The sequence below is a fragment of the uncultured Lactobacillus sp. genome (assembly GCF_902491705.1).
In the GTDB taxonomy this organism is placed as follows: domain Bacteria; phylum Bacillota; class Bacilli; order Lactobacillales; family Lactobacillaceae; genus Lactobacillus.
Map to the genome: position 1 here is coordinate 1 of NZ_CABUIW010000023.1, position 21,728 is coordinate 21,728.

General features: G+C 36.5%; 17 protein-coding genes. 6 read left to right on the top strand and 11 right to left on the bottom strand.

The genetic code is table 11. The features are described from left to right. On the top strand, positions 1 to 117 hold a 117-nt coding region (locus RDN22_RS05825), incomplete at its 5' end, for an IS3 family transposase (RefSeq protein WP_308554877.1). A gap of 120 nt (positions 118 to 237) precedes the next feature. Further along, the gene (locus RDN22_RS05830) at positions 238 to 1,623 is read left to right on the top strand and encodes an amino acid permease (protein WP_308556741.1); all 1,386 of its coding nucleotides are present in this window, start codon (positions 238 to 240) and stop codon (positions 1,621 to 1,623) included. A 39-nt stretch (positions 1,624 to 1,662) separates the two neighbouring features. Here the strand turns inward: RDN22_RS05830 and RDN22_RS05835 are convergent, their stop codons facing one another. From RDN22_RS05835 to coaBC, 4 genes are all read right to left on the bottom strand, one after another. Continuing rightward, positions 1,663 to 2,628, bottom strand: coding sequence for an NAD(P)-dependent oxidoreductase (locus RDN22_RS05835; protein WP_308556742.1), 966 nt, complete (start codon positions 2,626 to 2,628; stop codon positions 1,663 to 1,665). Between the two features lie 17 nt (positions 2,629 to 2,645). Then, positions 2,646 to 3,455, bottom strand: a complete 810-nt coding sequence (yidA, locus tag RDN22_RS05840) for a sugar-phosphatase (RefSeq protein ID WP_308556743.1) — start codon at positions 3,453 to 3,455, stop codon at positions 2,646 to 2,648. A 44-nt stretch (positions 3,456 to 3,499) separates the two neighbouring features. After that, complete coding sequence (locus tag RDN22_RS05845) at positions 3,500 to 4,336, bottom strand: aldo/keto reductase (RefSeq protein ID WP_308556744.1); 837 nt, start codon at positions 4,334 to 4,336, stop codon at positions 3,500 to 3,502. Positions 4,337 to 4,816: 480 nt separating this feature from the next. Further along, positions 4,817 to 6,013: a bifunctional phosphopantothenoylcysteine decarboxylase/phosphopantothenate--cysteine ligase CoaBC gene (gene coaBC, locus RDN22_RS05850; protein WP_308556745.1), complete on the bottom strand. Its 1,197-nt coding sequence runs from the start codon at positions 6,011 to 6,013 to the stop codon at positions 4,817 to 4,819. A gap of 97 nt (positions 6,014 to 6,110) precedes the next feature. On the opposite strand from coaBC, the gene RDN22_RS05855 reads away from it, so the two are divergent. Then, positions 6,111 to 6,368: a hypothetical protein gene (locus tag RDN22_RS05855; protein ID WP_308556746.1), complete on the top strand. Its 258-nt coding sequence runs from the start codon at positions 6,111 to 6,113 to the stop codon at positions 6,366 to 6,368. A 104-nt stretch (positions 6,369 to 6,472) separates the two neighbouring features. After that, the gene (locus RDN22_RS05860) at positions 6,473 to 7,657 is read left to right on the top strand and encodes an aminotransferase class I/II-fold pyridoxal phosphate-dependent enzyme (RefSeq protein ID WP_308556747.1); all 1,185 of its coding nucleotides are present in this window, start codon (positions 6,473 to 6,475) and stop codon (positions 7,655 to 7,657) included. A gap of 59 nt (positions 7,658 to 7,716) precedes the next feature. On the opposite strand, the gene aspS is transcribed toward RDN22_RS05860, so the two are convergent. The 6 genes from aspS to prmA all read right to left on the bottom strand — a co-directional run bounded on the left by aspS (position 7,717) and on the right by prmA (position 15,203). Continuing rightward, entirely contained in the window at positions 7,717 to 9,570 is a 1,854-nt protein-coding gene (gene aspS / locus RDN22_RS05865) for an aspartate--tRNA ligase (RefSeq protein ID WP_308556748.1), read from the bottom strand. 1 nt (position 9,571) lies between these two features. Next, complete coding sequence (gene hisS, locus RDN22_RS05870) at positions 9,572 to 10,858, bottom strand: histidine--tRNA ligase (RefSeq protein ID WP_308556749.1); 1,287 nt, start codon at positions 10,856 to 10,858, stop codon at positions 9,572 to 9,574. A gap of 290 nt (positions 10,859 to 11,148) precedes the next feature. Further along, positions 11,149 to 11,586 (bottom strand): D-aminoacyl-tRNA deacylase, encoded by a 438-nt coding sequence (gene dtd / locus RDN22_RS05875; RefSeq protein ID WP_308556750.1) that lies wholly within the window; start codon positions 11,584 to 11,586, stop codon positions 11,149 to 11,151. Beyond that, a complete protein-coding gene (locus tag RDN22_RS05880; protein ID WP_308556751.1) occupies positions 11,586 to 13,826 on the bottom strand; it encodes a bifunctional (p)ppGpp synthetase/guanosine-3',5'-bis(diphosphate) 3'-pyrophosphohydrolase in 2,241 nt (746 codons plus the stop codon). Before RDN22_RS05880 ends, dtd begins: the two co-directional genes overlap by 1 nt. 14 nt (positions 13,827 to 13,840) lie before the next feature. After that, positions 13,841 to 14,203 (bottom strand): hypothetical protein, encoded by a 363-nt coding sequence (locus tag RDN22_RS05885; protein ID WP_308556752.1) that lies wholly within the window; start codon positions 14,201 to 14,203, stop codon positions 13,841 to 13,843. Positions 14,204 to 14,258: 55 nt separating this feature from the next. Then, entirely contained in the window at positions 14,259 to 15,203 is a 945-nt protein-coding gene (prmA, locus tag RDN22_RS05890) for a 50S ribosomal protein L11 methyltransferase (RefSeq protein WP_308556753.1), read from the bottom strand. A gap of 61 nt (positions 15,204 to 15,264) precedes the next feature. Between prmA and RDN22_RS05895 the strand changes: the two genes are divergently transcribed. Beyond that, entirely contained in the window at positions 15,265 to 15,774 is a 510-nt protein-coding gene (locus tag RDN22_RS05895) for an aminoacyl-tRNA deacylase (RefSeq protein ID WP_308556754.1), read from the top strand. A gap of 527 nt (positions 15,775 to 16,301) precedes the next feature. Next, entirely contained in the window at positions 16,302 to 20,078 is a 3,777-nt protein-coding gene (locus RDN22_RS05900; protein ID WP_308556755.1) for a YSIRK-type signal peptide-containing protein, read from the top strand. A gap of 163 nt (positions 20,079 to 20,241) precedes the next feature. On the opposite strand, the gene RDN22_RS05905 is transcribed toward RDN22_RS05900, so the two are convergent. Beyond that, positions 20,242 to 21,723 (bottom strand): glycosyltransferase, encoded by a 1,482-nt coding sequence (locus RDN22_RS05905; RefSeq protein WP_308556756.1) that lies wholly within the window; start codon positions 21,721 to 21,723, stop codon positions 20,242 to 20,244. Between the last annotated feature and the right edge of the window lie 5 nt (positions 21,724 to 21,728).

Sequence of the window (21,728 nt, forward strand, 5' to 3'; positions counted from 1 at the left end):
GCTCAAGCTATAGAGGAATATATCAAATACTATAACGAAGAAAGGATAAAGAGCAGATTAAAAGGCTTAACTCCGAAAGAATATCGGAATCAAGCCTCTATTAATCCTATGTTTTAAAATGTCTACTTTTTAGGTCCCACTTCAAGCACTATTTCGGCATAGTGCTTTTTTTGCCCTTCAAAAAATTAAAAATATCATGTAAAATTAATCTATCTTTATAAATAGGGGTAGATGCCATTGAAATTTCACATATTTAGAAAACAAAGCGTTCAAAACTACTTAGGAAAAGATATTCGATTTTCTAAAACTATGAACGCCCTCGACTTAATGTCGCTTGGTGTCGGTGCGGTTATCGGAACTGGTATTTTTATTTTACCAGGTACAGTTGCTGCGACAACGGCTGGGCCCGGTGTCAGTTTATCATTTATGGTAGCCGCAATAGTCTGTGCGCTAGCTGGAATGTGTTATGCGGAGTTTGCTTCTGCAATTCCAGTTGCCGGAAGTGCTTATTCATACGGTAATATCGTTTATGGTGAATTTACCGGTTGGATCATTGGCTGGGCTTTAATTTTGGAATACATGCTATCCGTTGCTACTGTTGCAGCAGGCTGGTCATCGTATTTTAGTTCATTTATTAGCCCATTTGGTTTAAAAATACCTAAAGCTGTTTCAGGGCCAATGAATTTATCACATGGAGTTTACTTTGACCTAGTTTCAGTTTTGGTAATCTTGATTATCAGTATCTTATTATCACGAGGGATGAAGAACTCCATTAAGATTAATGTCGTTGCCGTATTCATTAAAATTGCGATTATTTTGATCTTTATTTTCGTAGGGATGCAATTCATCAAGCCAAGCAATTACCATCCATTTTTACCATATCATGCTTCCGGCGTAATCAAAGGAGCAACTACCGTCTTCTTTGCTTTCCTCGGCTTTGATGTTGTTTCTTCATCAGCAGCTGAGGTTAAAAATCCTAAGAAAAACATGCCGCTTGGTATTATCGGTACTTTAGCTATTGCAGCTTTGCTTTACTTCGGTGTTTCTATTGTGTTAACAGGTATGGTTAACTACACCAAGTTAGACGTTTCTAACCCTGTTGCCTTTGCATTGCAATATGTCCATCAAGATTGGGTTGCTGAATTATTATCCTTTGGTGCAATGCTTGGCATGGCAACCATGATGCTCACGATGATCTACTCAAGTTCTCGTTTAATCTACGCTATGGCTAGAGACGGACTTTTACCAGCAAGTTTTAGCAAACTGGATAAAAAACACAATTCTCCTCAAAATGCCTTAGTTATGGTAACAATCATTATTGCATTAGGAGCAGCATTCTTCTCAGTAGATCAATTAGCCAACTTAGTTAACTTTGGTACTTTATTCGCATTTACTTTAGTTTCATTTGGTATTTTGAAATTAAGAAAAAGAACCGACATCGTTAATGACGGCTTCAAAGTTCCTGGTTACCCATACTTACCAATTATTTCTGGCTTAATTTGTATCTTTATGATGTGTCATTTAAGCTCAGAAGTTTACCTAATGGCAGCAATTTGGTTAATTATCGGAACGATCATCTACTTTGTTTATGGCTACCATCATAGTCAACTTGAACATGACTAAAACAAAAAGCGCGGTTTAAACCGCGCTTTTTTTGTACTCTTAATTAATTTGATTGATTGCTTTGCCGTCTTTAAAGAATGACAAGACATTTTCAGCAGCTTCTTTAGATAAGTTGTATCTAGCAATATGTGTAGCTGAGCCAACGTGAGGCGTCATAATCACATTATCCATATCTACTAATTCTTGTCTTGGATGAGGTTCATTTTCAAAGACATCTAAGGCAGCACCTGCGATTTCACCATTCTTCAATGCATCAATTAAAGCATAGCTATCAACCAATGAACCACGAGCTACATTGATTAAAAATGCAGTCTCTTTCATTTTCTTGAATACATCTGCATTAATAATGTGGTAAGTCTCATCAGTTGCTGGTGCATGCAATGATAAGAAGTCAGCTTCCTTTACTAAAGTATCAAAGTCAACATACTTTGCATCAAGCTCTTCTTCTAACTTTTTATCAAGTTCATGGCGATTGTGATAAATAATTTTCATCCCTAAAGCTTTGGCAAAACGTGCTACTTGTTGACCAATTCTACCCATACCTAAAATACCTAAAGTCTTACCTTCGATTGTGTAGCCTTGGTTATCATATTCGTCTGCATTTAAAAATATACCCTCACGCAAAGCATGATCATAATAGCGCAAACGACGAGCTGAAGCCATAATCATCGTTAAAGTCAATTCAGCAGTTGGACGCAATACACTCTTAGGACAATTTGAAACAACAATGCCCTTTTCTTTAGCGTATTCAATATCGACATGGTCATAACCCACGCCATAAGTAGAAATCATCTTTAAGTTTTTAGCAGCATCAATCATTTCCTTATCAAAAACCATTTTTGCTGCAATGACGCCATCATATTCTGCAATATGATCCAGTGTCCATTGACGATCATCTGCTAAGCGATGTCCTTTTGGTCCAACTGTAACATCGCATTCCTTCTTTAAATCAGTAAGCGCATCTTCTCTTAATCCACCCAAAATTAAAATCTTTGCTTTACTCATCTCAAAGCCTCTTATCTTTATAAAATTTTGCTTATTGCAACTGCTACACCATCATGATCACAATCTGTAGTAATTTCATCCGCATGCTTTTTAGTATAGTCCACTGCATTGCCCATAGCTACACCTAATCCAGCATATTTTAACATTGGCATATCATTTGCTTGATCGCCTAAAGCCATTACGTTTTCAGCTTTTACGCCTAAATAGTCGCATAATCGCTTGAGTCCAGTACCTTTATCAACGCCGGCGGCTGTTGCTTCATAATAGAAAGGTTCAGTTTTTGAAAAAACTACTCGATCTTTCATTTGATCAAAAAGTGGATCAGTGATCTTACTATCCAAATAGTCTGGATCATCAATATACATGCATTTAATAATTGGAATATTTTTCATTTCTTCCTGAGTTCGATATGAAACTTCCAATTTTACTACACGAGAATTGTAAATCGTGTAGTGACCTAAATCTCGGTTAGCAGTATAAATTCGATCTAGGCTTACGCTATGGAAATGCAAGTTCAACTTACGTGCAATTGTTTCTAGATCAACATAGTCTTCATATTTTAAGCCCTGTTTAAAAATTACTTGGCCACTAGTTGATTCAACAACTGCCCCGTTAAAGCTAACTACATATTCATTATCTTGATTATTCAGACCTAACTCATCTAAATAACGCTGTGCACCAGATAATGGTCTTCCAGTACAAATTACAATTTGTTTTCCTTGTGCTTTAGCATCTAATACCGTTTTTTTTACAGCAGGGGTTATTTCTTTTTTAGAGTTTACTAACGTACCATCAATATCAATGGCGATTAAATCTATCTTCTTCATTTTTCCTTAAAACAAATAAAGCATCGCCTTCTAAGCGATGCATCTTAAACAGACATAGCTTGATTATTTTCTTTCAACTTAACCAATTCGGCCATATCTTCTTCACTGATTTCAAAATCAATATTCAAATTTTCTTTCATTTCGCTGACATTATCACTCTTTGGCAAAACGATACAGCCCAATTGCAAGTCAAAGGCAAGCATCAATTGCGCAGCACTAACACCATACTTTTTAGCATATTCGTTGATCTTGCGGTCTTTAAGTAGTCGCCCATGAGCAAGTGGTGAATAAGCTTCAATTTGAATACCCAATTTTTCACAGTAATTCATTAAATCTGTTGGCACATGTCCTATATGAACTTCGATTTGGTTAACAGCTGGCTTAATTGTTCCATTATCAACAATGTTAGCCACGTCTTCCTCTAAGAAATTAGATACACCAATTGATCTAACCTTACCAGCTTTTACTGCCTCTTCCATTGCCCGCCAGTTTTCAAGATTACCTTCAAAGTGACGGTCATTAGTTCTGTTTACTTCGATCCAAGGCTGTGGTGAGTGAATCAAAAGCATATCAATATATTCCAAACTGAAACGATCTAAGGCTTCATCAATCGCCTTTTTAGTGCCTTCATAATCCTTAACGGCAGTTGGTAATTTAGTCGTTAAGTATATATCACTACGTTCAACATCGGAATTCCAAATTCCCTTACCTACGCCGTTTTCATTACCATAGTCCCTAGCGGTATCGAAAGCGCGATAGCCAACGCTAATTGCCTGACGTACTACTTTTTTTACATCATCATTATTGATTAGCCAAGTACCCAATTGTATCTGAGGAATCTTTATCCCATTGTTAAGCGTTAAAGTTTTATCAGAGTACATACTCTACACCTCTATATTTTTATCTAATATGTCTCTGCTATTTTCTTAATCCCTATATGTGCATAGCTAATAAAAAGATTCGTTATTTTTGTAATCTAATGTATTGAACTTGCTGTGAATAGCATACACCAAATATTATTCAAATCCTATACATATACTTGAAATTTTTATTATTTATCAAACTTTTTTATTTTTAAATAGCAGAGCAAAAGTGCAATAGCATGGGCTTTAAGAACATTTTTTAATAAATTAGTAACATTCTCTTAGTCTATACAAATTGCTAAAAGGGTTGATTAAATAAACTATCAACTCTTTCTCTTCAGTCTCTTAATTCCCACAACTTATAATACTAGTTTTCTGTATTAAAACAAGCTTATTATTTATAGTATTTATAAATATTGTTATTTTTATAGCTATATTTCCTATATTTACGGCAAATAGCTAGCTTATATTGGTTATATTACAAAAGTGTTACATCGCTTATTTTTGCATTATACTATTCACGTATATCAATAATTTGCTAGCTATTTCTTTTTTACTCATTTCGGGCCATTCATCTATGGTTCCATCTTGCTTAAGAATAGTAACTTTATCTTTTTCACTGCCAAAAACATTTTTTGAAACATCATTAGCCACGATTAGATCAGCACCTTTTTCATGCAGTTTCTTTTCCGCATTTTTTAGTAAGTCATTTGTTTCTGCCGCAAAACCTACTACTACCTGATCTGCTTTCTTTTGCTTAACTACTTCACGCAAAATATCTTTTGTCTTAACCAAAGTTAGTTGCAAAGTGTCCTGATCTGCCTGCTTTTTTAATTTGTGGTCAGCTACTTTTTCCATTCGCCAATCAGCTACCGCAGCGGCCATAATTAAAACATCGCTTTGAACAAATTCTTGTTTAACCGCTTTTAACATATCTTCACTACTTGGCGTGTGAATTAATTCAATATTTTTGTCTTGTGGCAATTCAGTTGTGACGTTACCATAGATCAATTTAACTTTAGCGCCTAAATTAGCTGCTGCTTGTGCAATGGCAATGCCCATTTTGCCACTGGAACGATTACCAATAAAACGAACTGGATCAATCGCTTCTTGTGTACCACCTGCTGTGACCAAAATTGTTTTGCTTTTTAAGATTTTCTCTTTATTTAAAAAGTTTTCTACCCAAGCGGAAATTTGATCAGGTTCTGGCATTCTGCCTTTAGCTGCATAGCCTTCTGCCAGCATCCCCACAACCGGCTCCATAATTTGTACCTGATTTTCTTTTAAAAATTGCAAATTACGTTGAGTAGCTGGATTATCCCACATTTGATCATTCATAGCAGGCACAATCAATTTAGGCGCACTAGTTGCCAAGATTGTCGTACTTGCAGCATCATCAGCAATGCCATTTGCCATTTTAGCAATAAAATTAGCCGTAGCTGGAACAATTAACGCAAGGTCTGTCCAACGAGCCAAATGAACGTGTGGTACGCTAGCCTCATTTTCCTTATTCCATAAATCATCTAATACTGGATATTTAGTCAATGCAGCCAATGTGTTAGAAGTAACGAAATTTTCTGCATTTTTAGTCATGATTACTCGCACTTCATGACCTGCTTTTTCAAGATTTCGTACGACTTGGACAGCTTTATACATAGCAATGCCGCCTGTCATATAAACTGCTACTTTTACCATTCTTTCTTCCCTCTTCTTAAGCAATTTTATTTTTATTTTATCATTATTGCTAAAAATAGTAGAATGAACAGTAAGGGATATATTTTTGGAGGATAACGTGAAACTTATATTGAAATTAATAATGGGCTTTCTATGTTTGGCCTCACTTTCTGGCTGCACTAATCAAACACAATCAAAACCAGCTAAACCGAAAATAACGACAGTTAAAGTAATCAATCAGCCGGTTTCTTTAAAAAAGCCAAAACAGGTTAAACCACCTACTAGACCTTTGCCCTTAATCTTTTGGCAAAAGCAGATTCATGAAAAGAAAGCAATTTATACCAATTCAAACGACATTTTAAAAGATAATTCTTAGAGAAGTGACAATTAGTCATTTCTTTTTTATTGTATATAAACAGGTTGTCAACAGCTATTCAGTACTTTAGAATTTATAGTAATACAGAAAGGACTTTTAATTATATGCCAAATTTATCCAGTGATTTAAAATCAATTATCAATACTAATCTTAGTAATTTATCCGCTTCAAAAATTCGTGCATTTGATCAAAAAGTTTCAGGTATTCCTGGTATTATCAAGCTAACTATCGGTGAGCCTGATCTTGCTACACCAGATCACATTAAAAAAGCAGCGATTCGTGACATTAACGATGACGACTCACACTACGCGCCACAAGCTGGTAAGCCACAATTACTTAATGCTATCAGCAACTATCTTGATCGTTCTATCGGCGTTCACTATGATCCTAAAGATGAAATCTGTGTTACTGTTGGTGCAACTGGTGCTTTAAACGATGTGTTTATGACTTTGCTCAATCCTGGAGATAAGATTATTGTTCCAACTCCAGTTTGGGCTTTGTATTTCCAATTAATCAAAATGACAGGTGCAACTCCTATCCAAGTTGATACTAAAAAAGATGGTTTCATTCTAACACCTGAACACTTACGTCACGTTTTAAATGGCCGTGGTAAGGGTGCAAAAGCTATTATTTTAACTGATCCATCTAACCCTACTGGTCGTGTTTACGCTAAAGAAACTTTAAAGGGGTTAGCTGAAGTAATTAAAGAATACAAGATCTACTCAATTACTGATGAAATTTACGCTGAACTTGTTTATGGCAATGCAGAACACCATTCATTATCAGAATATATTCCAGACCGCAACATTTTAATTTCTGGTTTATCTAAAGCATATGCCATGACTGGTTGGCGTTTAGGTTATATTGCTGCTCCTAAGCAAATTATGCAAAGCATCCAAAAAGTAAATGCATTTTTGGTAACCTCAGTTACTGACAACGTTCAAATGGCTGCTGTCGAAGCATTAAATAATGGTCAAAATGATCCAGCTGAAGCAAGAAAGATTTACGAAAAGCGTCTACAGTTCATGCAAAAAGGCTTGGAAAAGCTAGGCTTTGAAATGGCTACTCCACAAGGTGCCTTTTATATTTTCACTAAGATTCCTGAAAAATATGGCACTGATGATGAACAATTTGCTTTCGAACTAGCACAAAAAGCTAAAGTTGGTGTAACTCCAGGTCGCTACTTTGGTAAAGGCGGTGAAGGATACGTAAGACTTTCTTATGCATCTTCAACTGAACAACTAGAAGAATCTTTAAAGCGAATTACTGATTTCGTTAACAATTTATAAAACAAGATATAAAAAATAGGCTTCCTTTCGGAAGTCTATTTTTTATGCTTTATTCTTAATTACTTGTCCAAAGTTGAGTTTTCTTCAGCATCTTCTGCAGCCATCTTTTCAAGACGTTCTTCAGTTGCCTTTACACTGTCTTGGTACTTTTCTTCAACTTCGATACCCAAATCAGCTAATTGTTGGTCAGCTACTGGAGCTGGAGCGTGCATCATTGGTTCTGAAGCACTAGCGTTCTTAGGGAATGCCAATACATCACGAATGTTGTCCTTGTCAGCAAGCATCATTGCGAATCTGTCAAGACCGATTGCAAGACCTGCGTGTGGTGGGAAGCCCATGTCCAAAGCATCCATTAAGTAACCAAATTGTTCGTAAGCACGCTTCTTAGTAAAGCCAAGTGCCTTAAACATGTTTTCTTGGATTGAACGCTTGTGAATACGGATTGATCCACCACCCATTTCATCACCGTTCATAACGATGTCGTAACTACGTGCGTGAGCCTTGTGAGGTTCAGTAGTCAAAAGCTTTACGCCTTCGTCATCTGGCATAGTGAATGGGTGGTGAGCTGCTACCCAACGGCCAAGACCTTCATCGTATTCGAATAATGGCCAGTCAACAACCCATACAAAGTCGTAAACGCCCTTAGGAATAATACCAGTTTCCTTAGCAAATTCACGACGAAGGTGGTTCAATGAGTCACAAATTACCTTCCACTTGTCAGCAACAAATACAACTAATTCGCCGCCTTCAAGATCGAATTCCTTCTTCAAAGCTTCCTTGTTTTCATCAGTTAAGAAACGTGCAACAGGACCTGAGAATTCGCCATCTTCGTACTTAACCCAAGCTAAGCCCTTAGCGTGGAAACGCTTGATGAAGTCAGCCTTCTTATCAAGTTTCTTACGTGAGTATTCTTTAGCACCGTTCTTAACAGCGATACCCTTAACAAAGCCGCCATCAGCAATTGCTCCTGAGAATACCTTGAAGTCACTGTCTTTGAAGATTGAACTAAGGTCATGGATAAGCATACCATAACGAGTATCAGGCTTATCACTACCGTACTTGTTCATTGCGTCAGTCCATGAAATACGCTTAATAGGAGTCTTAATATCGATACCCTTAACGTCTTTCATGATCTTCTTCAAAAGACCTTCAGTGTAACCTTGAATAGTTTCTTCATCAGCAAATGACATTTCCATATCGATTTGAGTAAATTCTGGTTGACGGTCACCACGAAGGTCTTCGTCACGGAAACAACGTGCCAATTGGTAGTACTTGTCAAAGCCAGCACCCATCAATAATTGCTTAAACAATTGTGGTGATTGTGGTAAAGCGTAGAAGCTACCTGGGTAAATTCTTGATGGTACTAAGTAGTCACGTGCACCTTCTGGAGATGACTTACCTAAAATTGGAGTTTCAATGTCGATAAAGCCATTTTCGTCAAAGAATTCGTGAGTAGCACGCAAAATCTTTGAACGTAAGATAATAGCTTGTTGAACTTCTGGACGACGAAGGTCAAGGTAACGGTACTTCAATCTAGTTTGTTCAGAAATATCAACACCATCTTTAATTTCAAATGGAGGGTTCTTAGCCTTGTTCAAGATAATAATGTCAGTAGCATCAACTTCAACTTGACCAGTCTTCATGTCTGGGTTTACTTCTGAACGCTTAACTACCTTACCTTTAACTTGAATAACGTATTCATTACCAAGTGAGTCAGCAATGTCCATTAACTTCTTACCAGAGTCTTTGTTAACAACGATTTGAACTAAGCCTTCACGGTCACGCAAATCGATGAAAACCAAGTTACCAAGGTTACGTACACGTTGTACCCAACCATAAAGATTTACATCTTGGCCAATATATTTTTCAGTAATATTGCCACAATAGTCTGTTCTTTTTTCGATCTTTTCCATGTTAATCCTCTAAATCCTTCATTACCTTACTCATATCATTGATGTCTTCAAGACTTAAATCAATGGTCTTACCATCAGCTAAACGCTTAACATTCAAAACGCCATTTTCAAGTTCTTTTTCACCTAAAGTAATTACATACTTAGCGTGATCACGATCGGCCTTCTTGAATTGAGCCTTAAGCTTCTTTTGGTTAACATCAAAGTCAGCTTCAAAGCCTTGACTGCGCAAGCTTCTAGTAATTTCAATAGCCTTTTGAGCAGTGCCATCACCAATATTAGTGATAAAGAAATCAATCCCTTTATTTTCAAATAAAGCTGGATTTTGCTTTTCTAAGACAAGCATCAATCTTTCTTCACCAATACCAAAACCTACGGCTGGAGTAGCTGGGCCATTGAATTCTTCTACCAAGTGATCGTAGCGGCCACCACCTAAAATAGTGGTTGCTGATTCCCAAAGGCTCTTATCTTCAACCATAAATTCAAAGATGACGCCAGTGTAGTAATCAAGACCACGAACCAAATCATCATCGATTACGTAGTCAATGCCTAATTGATCAAGCATCTTCAAGATTGATTCAAAGTTTTGCTTTGAATCTGCATCAAGGAAGTCACGAATCTTAGGTGCATCTGGCAAGAACTTCTTGTCACGATCATCCTTTGAATCTAAGATACGCAATGGATTATCACGTAATCTTCTTTGTGAGTCTTCAGACAATTCATCCTTAACTGGAGTGAAGTAGTTAACAAGGGCATCATGGTAGTCCTTACGTATTTGTTCATTACCTAAAGTATTGATATGAAGTTGGTAGTTCTTAACGCCTAATTCAGCTAACAAGTCATGACCCATCATAATGGTTTGAACATCAGAAAGTGGATTGCTTGAACCAAAGCTTTCTACACCAATTTGGTGGAATTCACGTTGACGACCTGCTTGAGGACGTTCATATCTAAAAGTAGATTCCATGTAAAATACGTTAAATGGCTTAACTACTTCTGGTGCATACATCTTGTCTTCAACGTAGGCACGAACAACACCGGCAGTTCCTTCTGGACGAAGAGCAATGTGACGACCACCCTTATCATTGAAGTCATACATTTGCTTTTCTACAATTTCAGAACTATCGCCACTTGAACGTGAGAAAATTTCGTAATTTTCAAAACTTGGTGTACGAATTTCACGATAGTTTGCACGGTTGAAGAAATTTCTTGCAGTTTCTTCGACCTTTTGCCATGAACCAGATTGTTCAGGCAAAATATCGACTGTACCTTTTGGTTTTTGTACTCTCATTTAATCATCCTTTTTTATTTTGATAACTTTATTAATAAAAAAAGCGCCCTTGAACTGAATCAAGGGCGCTCAAATTAGCACGGTACCACCTTTTTGGTTGCTGCGATTAACGCTCGCCAGACGATCCATTATCTGTTAAAGGTGTCACAGACCGCGATCTATCTGCTCTCTCACCACAACAAGCAGTCTCTTTAAATAGATCTTTGCTAATCTTCATTCTTTGTCATCGATAATTCTTTTTTAGCTTATATTTTTATTGTATTAAAGTCAACCTTTGAAAGCGATTTTCTCTAAAGATCTAATACAATTGTAAATGGACCATCGTTTTCTAAGCTAACTTGCATGTCAGCTCCAAACTCTCCAGTTTCAACATGGAAGCCATCTTGTTCAAGTTCTTTATTAAACTCTTCCCAAAGTTCTTTAGATTTAGGCGGACGCATTGCTTCCACAAAACTAGGACGATTACCCTTCTTGGTATTAGCTAGCAATGTAAATTGACTAACGCTTAAAATTTCACCATGAACATCTTTCAAAGATAGATTAGGCTTGCCCTCTTCATCTTCAAAAATACGCATCTTAGCAATTTTATCTGCTGCTTTTTTGACGACGGGTAATTCATCCCCCTCTTTAATGCCTACCAGTAGCAAAAATCCCTTGCCAATCTTGCCGACTGTTTTACCATCAATATCGACTTGGGCATGGTTGACTCTTTGAATCACAACTCGCATTAATTATCTGACCTCTTTGTTTCATAAACATCTGGAATATCACGCAATTTGCTCAAAATTTCATCAAGTTGGCTAGCATTCTTAACAGCTACAGTGACATAGATATGAGCAATATTGTCTTCATTAACCTTACCAGAAATATTGTTGATGTTCTTAGTAAGTGAGTTCAACTTGTTGATGACGTCGCTAAGCAAGTTAGAACGATTGTAGCCAAAGATTTCAATGTTGGCATTGAATGATTGAACGCTGTTTTCTTCAACATTCTCCCATTCAACATCAATCAAACGACCTTGTTCTTCAGCCTCTTTGGTAATGTTACGGCAATCAGTCCGGTGAATAGTAACACCGCGACCCTTAGTTACATAACCAATAATCTTATCGCCAGGAACTGGGTTACAACATTTAGCTAGGTGAAGCATTAAGTCACTTACGCCTTGAATCATAACGCCATTCTTATGCTTAACCTTCATGACAGAATTTGAATTCTTCTTTGGCTGTTCTTCTTGAACAGATTGCTGGCCAGAATTCAAAATCTTTTCTTCAAGTTCCTTTTGCTTTTGCTTTTCATCTTCGCGGCGCAAATCAACAGTCAAACGGTTAACGACGGCTTGGGCTGATAAATCACCAAAGCCAACTGCAGCATACAATTCTTCTTCAGTATGGTAATTAAAGTGATCTAATAACTTTTCAATGTGCTCTTTGTCCATGAAGTCTTTTGGTGCAAGACCATCTTCACGAATCATGTTGGCAACCATTTGCTCGCCGCGATCGATGCTTTCTTCACGGTCTTGTCCTCTGAAGTAGCGACGGATCTTGTTACGAGCTCTTGAAGTCTTAACCATATCAGCCCAATCACGTGAAGGAGTAGCATTGGTCTGCGTCATGATTTCAATGACATCACCGTTTCTCAGCTTGTAATCAAGCGGAACCAGTTTGTTATTTACTTTAGCACCAACTGCGTGACTACCTACTTGGGTGTGAATTGCATATGCGAAGTCCAGTGTTACAGAACCCTTTGGCAATTCATATACTTCACCCTTTGGTGTAAAGACATAAACACGATCAGAGAAAATATCACTCTTAACTGACTTCATAAATTCGCCAGCATCTTTAGTTTCATCCTTCAATTCAAGGATTTCACGTACCATGTCCAGCTTTTCACCTGATGAAGTAGCTTCAACTCCGTTAAAGTTACCACGCTTATATGCCCAGTGAGCAGCAACACCGTATTCAGCAACTTGGTGCATGGCTTCAGTTCTAATCTGAATTTCAAGTGGACGTCCACCTGGTCCGATAATAGTGGTGTGAAGTGATTGGTAGCCGTTTACCTTAGGCATAGCAATGTAATCCTTAAAGCGTCCTGGCATTGGCTTCCATTCTGTATGAACAGCCCCTAAAACTGCATAACAGTCACGGACGTTTTTAACAATTACACGAACAGCGAGCAAGTCATAAATCTCATCGAAATCTTTATGCTTGTTCACCATCTTCTTGTAAATGGAGTAAATGTGTTTTGGACGACCGTAGATTTCATACTTAATACCTAATTCATCTAAGGTCTTCTTTAAAGTCTTAATGGTATCAGCGATGTATTTTTCACGTTGACTTCTCTTAACATCCATTAAGTTTACAATGCGGTAGTAAGCTTCTGGGTTTAAGTAGTGGAAACTCATATCTTCAAGCTCCCACTTAATTGTACCAATACCTAAACGGTCTGCTAATGGTGCATAGATATCCATGGTTTCTGAAGCAATTCTGCGTTGCTTATCTGGACGCAAGTGCTGCAAAGTATGCATGTTGTGCAGACGGTCTGCTAACTTAACCATGATTACCCGCAAGTCCTTAGCCATCGCAATCAACATTTTACGGTGGTTTTCAGCTAAGAACTCTTGGTGTGACTTATATTCGTACTTATTTAACTTAGTTACCCCATCAACGATAAAGGCAACGTCTTCGCCAAATTTTTCTTTTAATTCGTCATTAGTTACTGGGGTGTCTTCTACAGTATCATGTAAAAATCCTGCAGCAACTGTATCTGGATCAAGGCCTAATGTAGCAAGTGTTCCGGCAACTTGTGTAGGGTGAATAATATAAGGTTGTCCAGATGCCCTTTTTTGTCCAGCATGAGCCTTATTGGCAAACTCATATGCTTTCTCTACAAAAGCTACTTGCTTATCGTTCATGTATTTTTTGCAGGCATCAATTACCTGATCATGAGTCATTTCAATATATTTGGACATTAAGGTCATCCTCTCTAACGGTAAATATTTTTATTCAGCAATCCGAAAAGTTCGATTATTAAATAAATCAAACCGAACATTAAATTATATAGAGCAAATTTAGGCAAAATTGCTAAATCAAAAACGATTGGCATTAGTACCAGCCACCATCTATTTAAATTTAAACGATCGATTAAATTGCCTAAATGGTATGCAATTACACCATTAATGATGAAAAACAATAAACCAACCCTAAAAACTATTGGTAAGCGGCAAATACTAAAAACATATGGCAAAATTGCCACCAAAATACTCCACCAGACAAGCGACATCCATTTATGGGCATTCAACTTCTTGATTACTGAAATTTCTTTTATCTTATCCCCGATTTTTTTCATTAAAAATTTGTGCCTCTCATCAAAGTTTAATTTAATTTATAATATTTTACCACGTTTATTTTTCTTTTCTAGTAATTGCTAGCCCAATCCAACGACCTTGTCTCATGGTTAAGTCAATCTTAAAGCCATTTTCATCTAATGCCTTTTCAATCTTAGGTAATTGTAAGTAATCAATTCCTGAGAAGATGATTTGGCCACCATCATTTAAGTGGGCGTCCATTTGTGGAATCAAATCAAGCAAAATTTCAGCTAAAATATTGGCTACGATGATGTCGAACTTGCCATCAACATCAGCAAGCAAACTAGTCTTTTGTACTCTAATATTAGTTAAATCGTTTAAGGCAGCATTTTGTTGAGCTGCAGTCATTGATTCATCTGAAATATCGGTTGCTAATACATCGGTAGCACCCAGTTTTGATGCGGCAATAGCTAAAATACCACTACCAGTACCAACATCAACTACGCTCATTGGCTTAACCATGGCGCGTTCTAGTCCCATCATAGCAAGTTGAGTAGTCTTATGGTTACCTGTACCAAAGGCAAGACCTGGATCAAGCTTAATCAATTGTTGGTCGCTAAAAGCAGGCTTATAGTCTTCCCATTCTGGAACAATGGCCAAGTGTCTTGAAAAATCAATTACGTGATAGTACTTTTGCCAAGCGGTATTCCAATCTTGGTCCTTAATATAAGAGGTAGTAATTTTACCGTCGCCGACATTTAAGCCGTAACCAGCAAGTTCCTTAAGCTTAGCTTGGAACTTTTTAACAAGTTCATCCTTATCTGCTTCTTCATCAAAGTAAGCATAGAAATAAGTATCTTTAGGTAAATCTTTAATATCATCCATTTCAACAACAGTTGAATCATGTAACCAGCCGGCTTGTTCAAAGTCGCTGCGCTTTCTTGATTCAATGCCTAAAGCATTCAAATTATCTTGAGCATAAACGCCTAAGGCGTCTTCTACTTCATGACTAGTATCGATTTTGATAATTAATAATTTCATTAATAATAAACTCCTTTGGGATTTTCTTTGAGCAATGCTATCATGGTTAAAGGTGATAAATATGTCAAAGAAGAAAAATAAAAAGAATAAACTTGAGAAAACATTAGTTGAAAAAATTTTAGACCAACATAAAGTCAAGTATCGTCAGGCCGAATTTGCGGTTACCAAAGATAAAGGTGGAGTTGCGCAAATGGACACCTCTATTCTAAGGGACAAAGAGCGTTTCGTCTACAAAACCTTGGTATGTGAAGGAAATAAAACTGGTCCTTTAGTTGGTGTTGTACCAATTACTGAACATTTAAGTATGAAAAAGCTTGCTAAAGTATCAGGCAACAAGAAATGCGAAATGCTTCCTTTAAAGAAGCTTGCTAAGACAACAGGCTATGTTCATGGTGCTAACACTCCAATTGGTATCTATCATACACATCACTTCCCTATTTATTTAGATGACACAATGAAGGAAGCAGAAGAAGTTGGAGTTTCAAGTGGTAAACTTGGACGCAGTGTTTTTTTAAATCCTGAAGATTTAGCTAAAGTTACTGACGCTACGTTTGCAGATTTGCTTGAATAAAAACGCTTACAATTTATTCAGTCATCAGTTCTTTTTTATGGTAAACTTTATTTATACCGCATATAGATAAAACATAATAGAAGAAGATGACTGAAATGAATATTTTGTTAGGTATTATTGGTTTTACAGTTGCAATGATTGCTGCAATCGTAGTAACTACTTTCTTTAGCAATCGCGAAATAATCAACGAAGAATAACAAATAACAATACGTAAAAAGGAGCAATTTTATATTGCTCCTTTTTTGTCTTTTCTTATATACTTAATGTTATTTAGAAAAAACTTATAGCTTTATAGCGTGTTACTTTACGTTTAGGTATACTTAATTACGTGCTGCTTAAACATTAGATACCGCCGCATAGCTTTGACGGAAAACTTTTTCAAAAAATTTTATTTTTAAATGAGTAATGTTATTTAACTTGTGCTAATCTATAGTTGATCTTAAAAATAGTGTTATTTAAAGAGACCTTCTTCCAAGTCTTCTTTATCTAAAAAATACACTCAAATTAACTAGAAAGGCATATAGATTATGAGACACAAGAATGATTTAACCTTCAACGCAAAATTTAACGGCAAAGAGAGGTTCGGTTTCCGTAAGTTATCTATTGGCTTAGCTACTGTAGCTCTTGGTACTACTTTCTTCTTGAGCAATGGTCAACTTGTTCATGCGGATGAAAATAATAATCAAGAGCCTACCTCTACTGAAGTTGAAGGAGCAACTCAGTCAGAAGAAAAACAAGAAGTTAAAGTTGAAACTCAGCAAGCTACCACAGAAGGAAACAAAGAAGCTACTCAGCAAACTGCTCCTAAGAGTGGTGATAGTTCTGAAACTAGTGGCGCTACTCAAAGCAGTACTCCCAAAACTGACAAAGCTACTCAAGGTAATGCTTCTAAAATTGATAGTGCATCTACAAAAGATGATCAAAACAATACCACAAAAGAAACTACTAATAAATTAGATATTTCTTCTTTAGAAAAAAATAAAGTTGATAAAACTACTTTAACTGATCAAAAAGACAATGAAACTCCTGCAGAACCTTCTTACTCTTCTACAGTTACTGCACAAAAGAGAAATAGCGATGGTACCTCAACTGATGTAACCGGTAAAAGCCAAAAAATGGCAGCTGATCAGGATGCTGTTGAAGTTGATACTACTGTTAATTTAACAGACGTTAAAAAAGTTACAAAAGATAATCCTATCAAAGTTCAAATCATTAATTGGAATACTCAAGAACCATCAGATGTTTTGCATATCAACGATACAATTAATAATTCTAAAGGATGGCACTTTGAAAAAGAGCCAAATGATGATGAAAAGAACGATCCACTTACCTTTGACGCTTGGTATGAAGGTGATAAATTACCTACCAGTGTTACCTTCAGAATTAATGTACAAGCACGTAATGAAAAAGTAAAAGAGTATCTTGCAAACCATACTAGTGAATCATCTGAAAATCTCCCTGTAGGAGTAAAAATTACCTATCCTACTGGCAAGGTCGAAACTCAACATGCATTTGATGCTCAATTCATTACAAGCCAAGATACAATTCAAAAAAATGAAATTCTTAAAGGCTTCAGAATGGGAGAAACCACTATTGAAGCAGAAAAAGGATACGGCAATATATCTCCAAAAGACGTAGACAAATATAAATTAGACAATGCTAACGATACAGTACTTCAATGGGGGCTTTACTTTAATTACAGTGGCAGTCTAGATCCTAATAACATTACTACACTTGAAAATGCTATCTTCAGTGCTAGTTTTCAAAATCAGATCTTCTTACCAGACTCAATTAAAGTTTTTGAAGTTCCAATAAACTGCGTTTCAGATGGTCATGGACATCGTTATGGTATTGATGACAAAATAGGTGATAAAAAAGTTTACGATTTAATAGTTACCGATAGCAATAGAAGATACGCATTTGAAAATTATTTAAAAGATAACTCAAATGGAGAAAACTCTGCTAAATCGATTGAAAATGGATTCGCTATTGATCAATCAAAGTCAGGCACTTTCTACGTTCCATCAGAAAATGGTCAAAAAGATGAATCTTATAGTAAACATGCTTACTTTATCCAAGTTGATACTGTGGTTCCAAGTAAAAACAAGGGTGACGGCAGTTTATCTTCACATATTATTCAAGGTACAGGCGAGAATGTAACAAACCATACCGTTAATTGGAATAATATAACTGATGGTAGCGGTGATGATACCCAAAATGTACAACAAGCAATTCTCAGATACTACGACGATACTACAAGAGAATACTTAGATATTGTTAACGGTAAGCCAAATGTAATTTCTGTAACTGGTCATACTGGTGAAACAATTGATTTTGGTGATTCAGCTCAAACAAAATATGATGATTTCACCAATGCTCATTATGAATACAGCGGAATCACAATTGGTTCAGAAACAGGTAATTTTATTTTACGCACTGACGGATCTAAAGAGGCTTTTGACACAACCAATATTTTCCCTCAATTTGACGATATCAATACTTATGCAGATGGCAAAACTGACTCTAACCCACAAATCTTTGTAGTACATTTTAAGCATGAATCTAGTACGAAAAATACTACCGAAGAAGCTACTGTAAAAGAACATATTTCTTACTACTACGAAAATGGATCAAAACAAAACCTACAAGTTCCTGATAAATATACTCCTATAGATTATGAATTACATTTCACTCGTACTCGCACTGATAAAACAGATTTAGTAACTAATAACACTGTGACCACTTGGGGCGATTGGACACTTGATCCTTCTAAAAACAACTCCAACAATAAAACTTCATTTAAAGAAATTTTATTTAGCAATTTACCTCAAGAATTAGACGACAACTACAAACTTGATCCAGATGGTAATAAGTTTATCGTTAATGACAACACTGGCACCGCTCATTCTATTATCGCTGACAGAAAGATTAATGCTGTTTCATTCGATAATGACGAAATAAGTGCTTTACCAAAGAATGCTTCAATTGATATCCAAGTACCATACAAACAAGCTAAACAAAAAGCAATTATTAAATACTACGACGATACTACAAAACAATATTTAAGCTTTGATAAGGATGGCAAAGTAGTTGATGTAGATAATAATGGTACTCCACTAGAAGACTCCACAACTGGTTATACTAACAACCCGATTGATTTTAGTAATACTGATGCCTCAAGCCATTATAGTAATTTCACCCAAGCTAACTACACATATGACAGAATCACAACAGATTCGGAAACTGGCAATGCTTTAACTGCCAACGGATTAAATGTACCTTTTGCTACAAGCGGCATTTACTCTACATACGATAAGAGTGATGTCGACAACAATGGTAATGACACTCAGCCACAAGTCTTTGTAGTTCACTTTAAGCATGGAACAAAGGATAACCCTGTTAGTCAAACAACTACAGTAACTGAAAATGTTTCTTACTACTACGAAGATGGACCAAAGGCAGGTCAAAATGTTCCTAATACGTATGCTCCAAAGAATTATGAATTAACTTTCACCCGTACTGGTACCGAAACAATAGATTCTGTAACTGGTAAATCTATTAAAACTACCTGGAACAAGTGGAAGCTTGAAAATTCTAATGATGGCACTTCATTTAAAGAAATTTTATTCAGCGATTTGCCTCAAGAATTGGATGATAACTACAAGCTTGATCCAAATGGTACTTTCAAAGTTACAGATACTACTGGTAAAAAAGAAACTGAACAACTTTTAATTATCAAAGGTAAAGATGGTAAGATTAGCGCTATTTCATTTAGCGACGATGACATCACAGCTTTATCTCAAATTAAGAACCCTTCAATCACTATTCAAGTACCATATTCTTACACTCCAATTCAGCCTTCACAACCAACTCAATCATCTCAGCCTACTCAACCTTCACAACCTAGTCAGGCTCCTCAACCAAGTCAACCTACCCAGCCTACTCAGCCTTCACAACAACCTAGTCAGCCTACTGTAGTAACCCCTAAGGGTCAAAATGAACGTAAGTCACACAATTCATCACATAATACAAAGGCTAATACTCCTAAAGGTACTAAGACAGTTACTAATACTACCAGTACTATCACTCCTAAGGGTACTCACAAACGTACCTTTACTAGTTACACAAGTACTACTACTCCAAAAGGTCAAACTACAACTGACAAAGTAACTGTAAATACTAACAAGCAAAATACACTCCCACAAACCGGTGAAAAGCAAACAAACTTAAGCGTTCTCGGTTTAGGAATCATTGCTTTAGCTGGATTATTCGGCTTAGGTTATGACAAGAAGCGCAAAAACTAATTTCTAGTTAACGCAAAAAAGGTGTCTGGGAAAAAAGTCGATTTCTAGTTAAATTTCAACTTTGACTCAAAACAAAAATCCCATTAAATCAAGGTTTATCAATACCAAGATTTAGTGAGATTTTTTAATTTTTGAGTTTTTTCCCAGACACCTTTTTTTATCTTTAAATATTTTCCAATTTCAAGAAATTATTCCATGCATTAGCTACATTATCAAAGCTGTATTTTTTCCGGCTCTGATATGCATTCTTTGAATATTCTTCAATTATCGTAGGATGACTCAACAAAAATTCAAGTGCACTTACAAGCGCTGCTTCATCCCCTGCTGGAACCAACTTACCATTGTAATTATTCATCACAATCTCACTAGGTCCATAATTGATATCATAACTAACTGCAGGACAGCCATGCTCTTGTGCTTCAAGTAAAGCCATCGCAAATCCTTCATATTCACTAGTCAATACTTCAAGCCAGGCATGGTTATAAACCTCAGTCAAATCCTGCTTAAAGCCGCCAAACGAAATATAATTCTCAGCTTGCAGTTTCTTCACCAACTCTCTCAATTTTGGCTCTGTTTGTGCATCCCCATAACCGTAAAAAGTCAGCGTTAACTCAGGGAACTTATCATGCAGCTTAACTGCCGCTCTAATCACATGATCTAGTCTCTTCACCGCATCAAGCCGTGCCACTGCAATCAAACTATATGGTTTCCGATCCTTAAACTCTACCGGCACAATATCCTTTTTAACAAAAGTCACCGGAATTGCATAACTATGATCCGTATCAAACAAGTTAGCAGCATCATCTGCTTCCTGATCTGTCGATGAGATCACGCCAGTTAAAGAGCCATTTTTAAGCATCTCTTGAATGCCTTGATAAATTTCGAACAACTCACCGTCAAATTGGCCATCAGTCGTTAATGCTGAGTGGAACACCATATAACGTGGATTAGGCGCCTTCATCAATTTAAAAGCATCTAAAGTATAATCCGAGCGATCCGCATACAGCACTGCCTTAGGATCTTTCTGACAAATTTCATCCAAAAAGTGAGCCCGAAATTCTGCTAAATCATCAAAGTCAAGCCACTCTCCATCTTCATTTAGTTGCACTAAAGTTAACACAGGCTGATTATCATCGCTTCCACGATAATGCATCATAATCTTTGGCTTACCCGAATTATCATAATATTGCCGCAGAACTACACGACCTTTATCTTCAAAAAACTCTGAATAAGCTAGACAACCATCATCATAATAGTCTGCTCGATCCATAAAACCGTATCGATCATAATAATTAGCAGAATAAAGGCGATTTTCACGCAAGACAATCTGCAGTCGTTTCTTGCCATCACGATAGGCAATCTTATCTTGCACATCATAGTTAGAACTATGCAAAATTTGATCAATCAGTTCATCATCGTTGTCTACTTCAGTCTTTAAATCTAGTTTTTGATAATACTGGAAAAGGTTAATCACCGAATCAGCCGACTGCAAACTAGCTTGTGCATCATCGTGCCACAGATTATATTCAACTTCAATTATCTTAGCTTCTTGTCCAATCGCCTCAAACAAATGAACTCGCTGCATCTGAGCAATTTCAATTGCTGATGGAGTAGGATTTTCTTGACTAGTTATAAAATAATGCATTATTT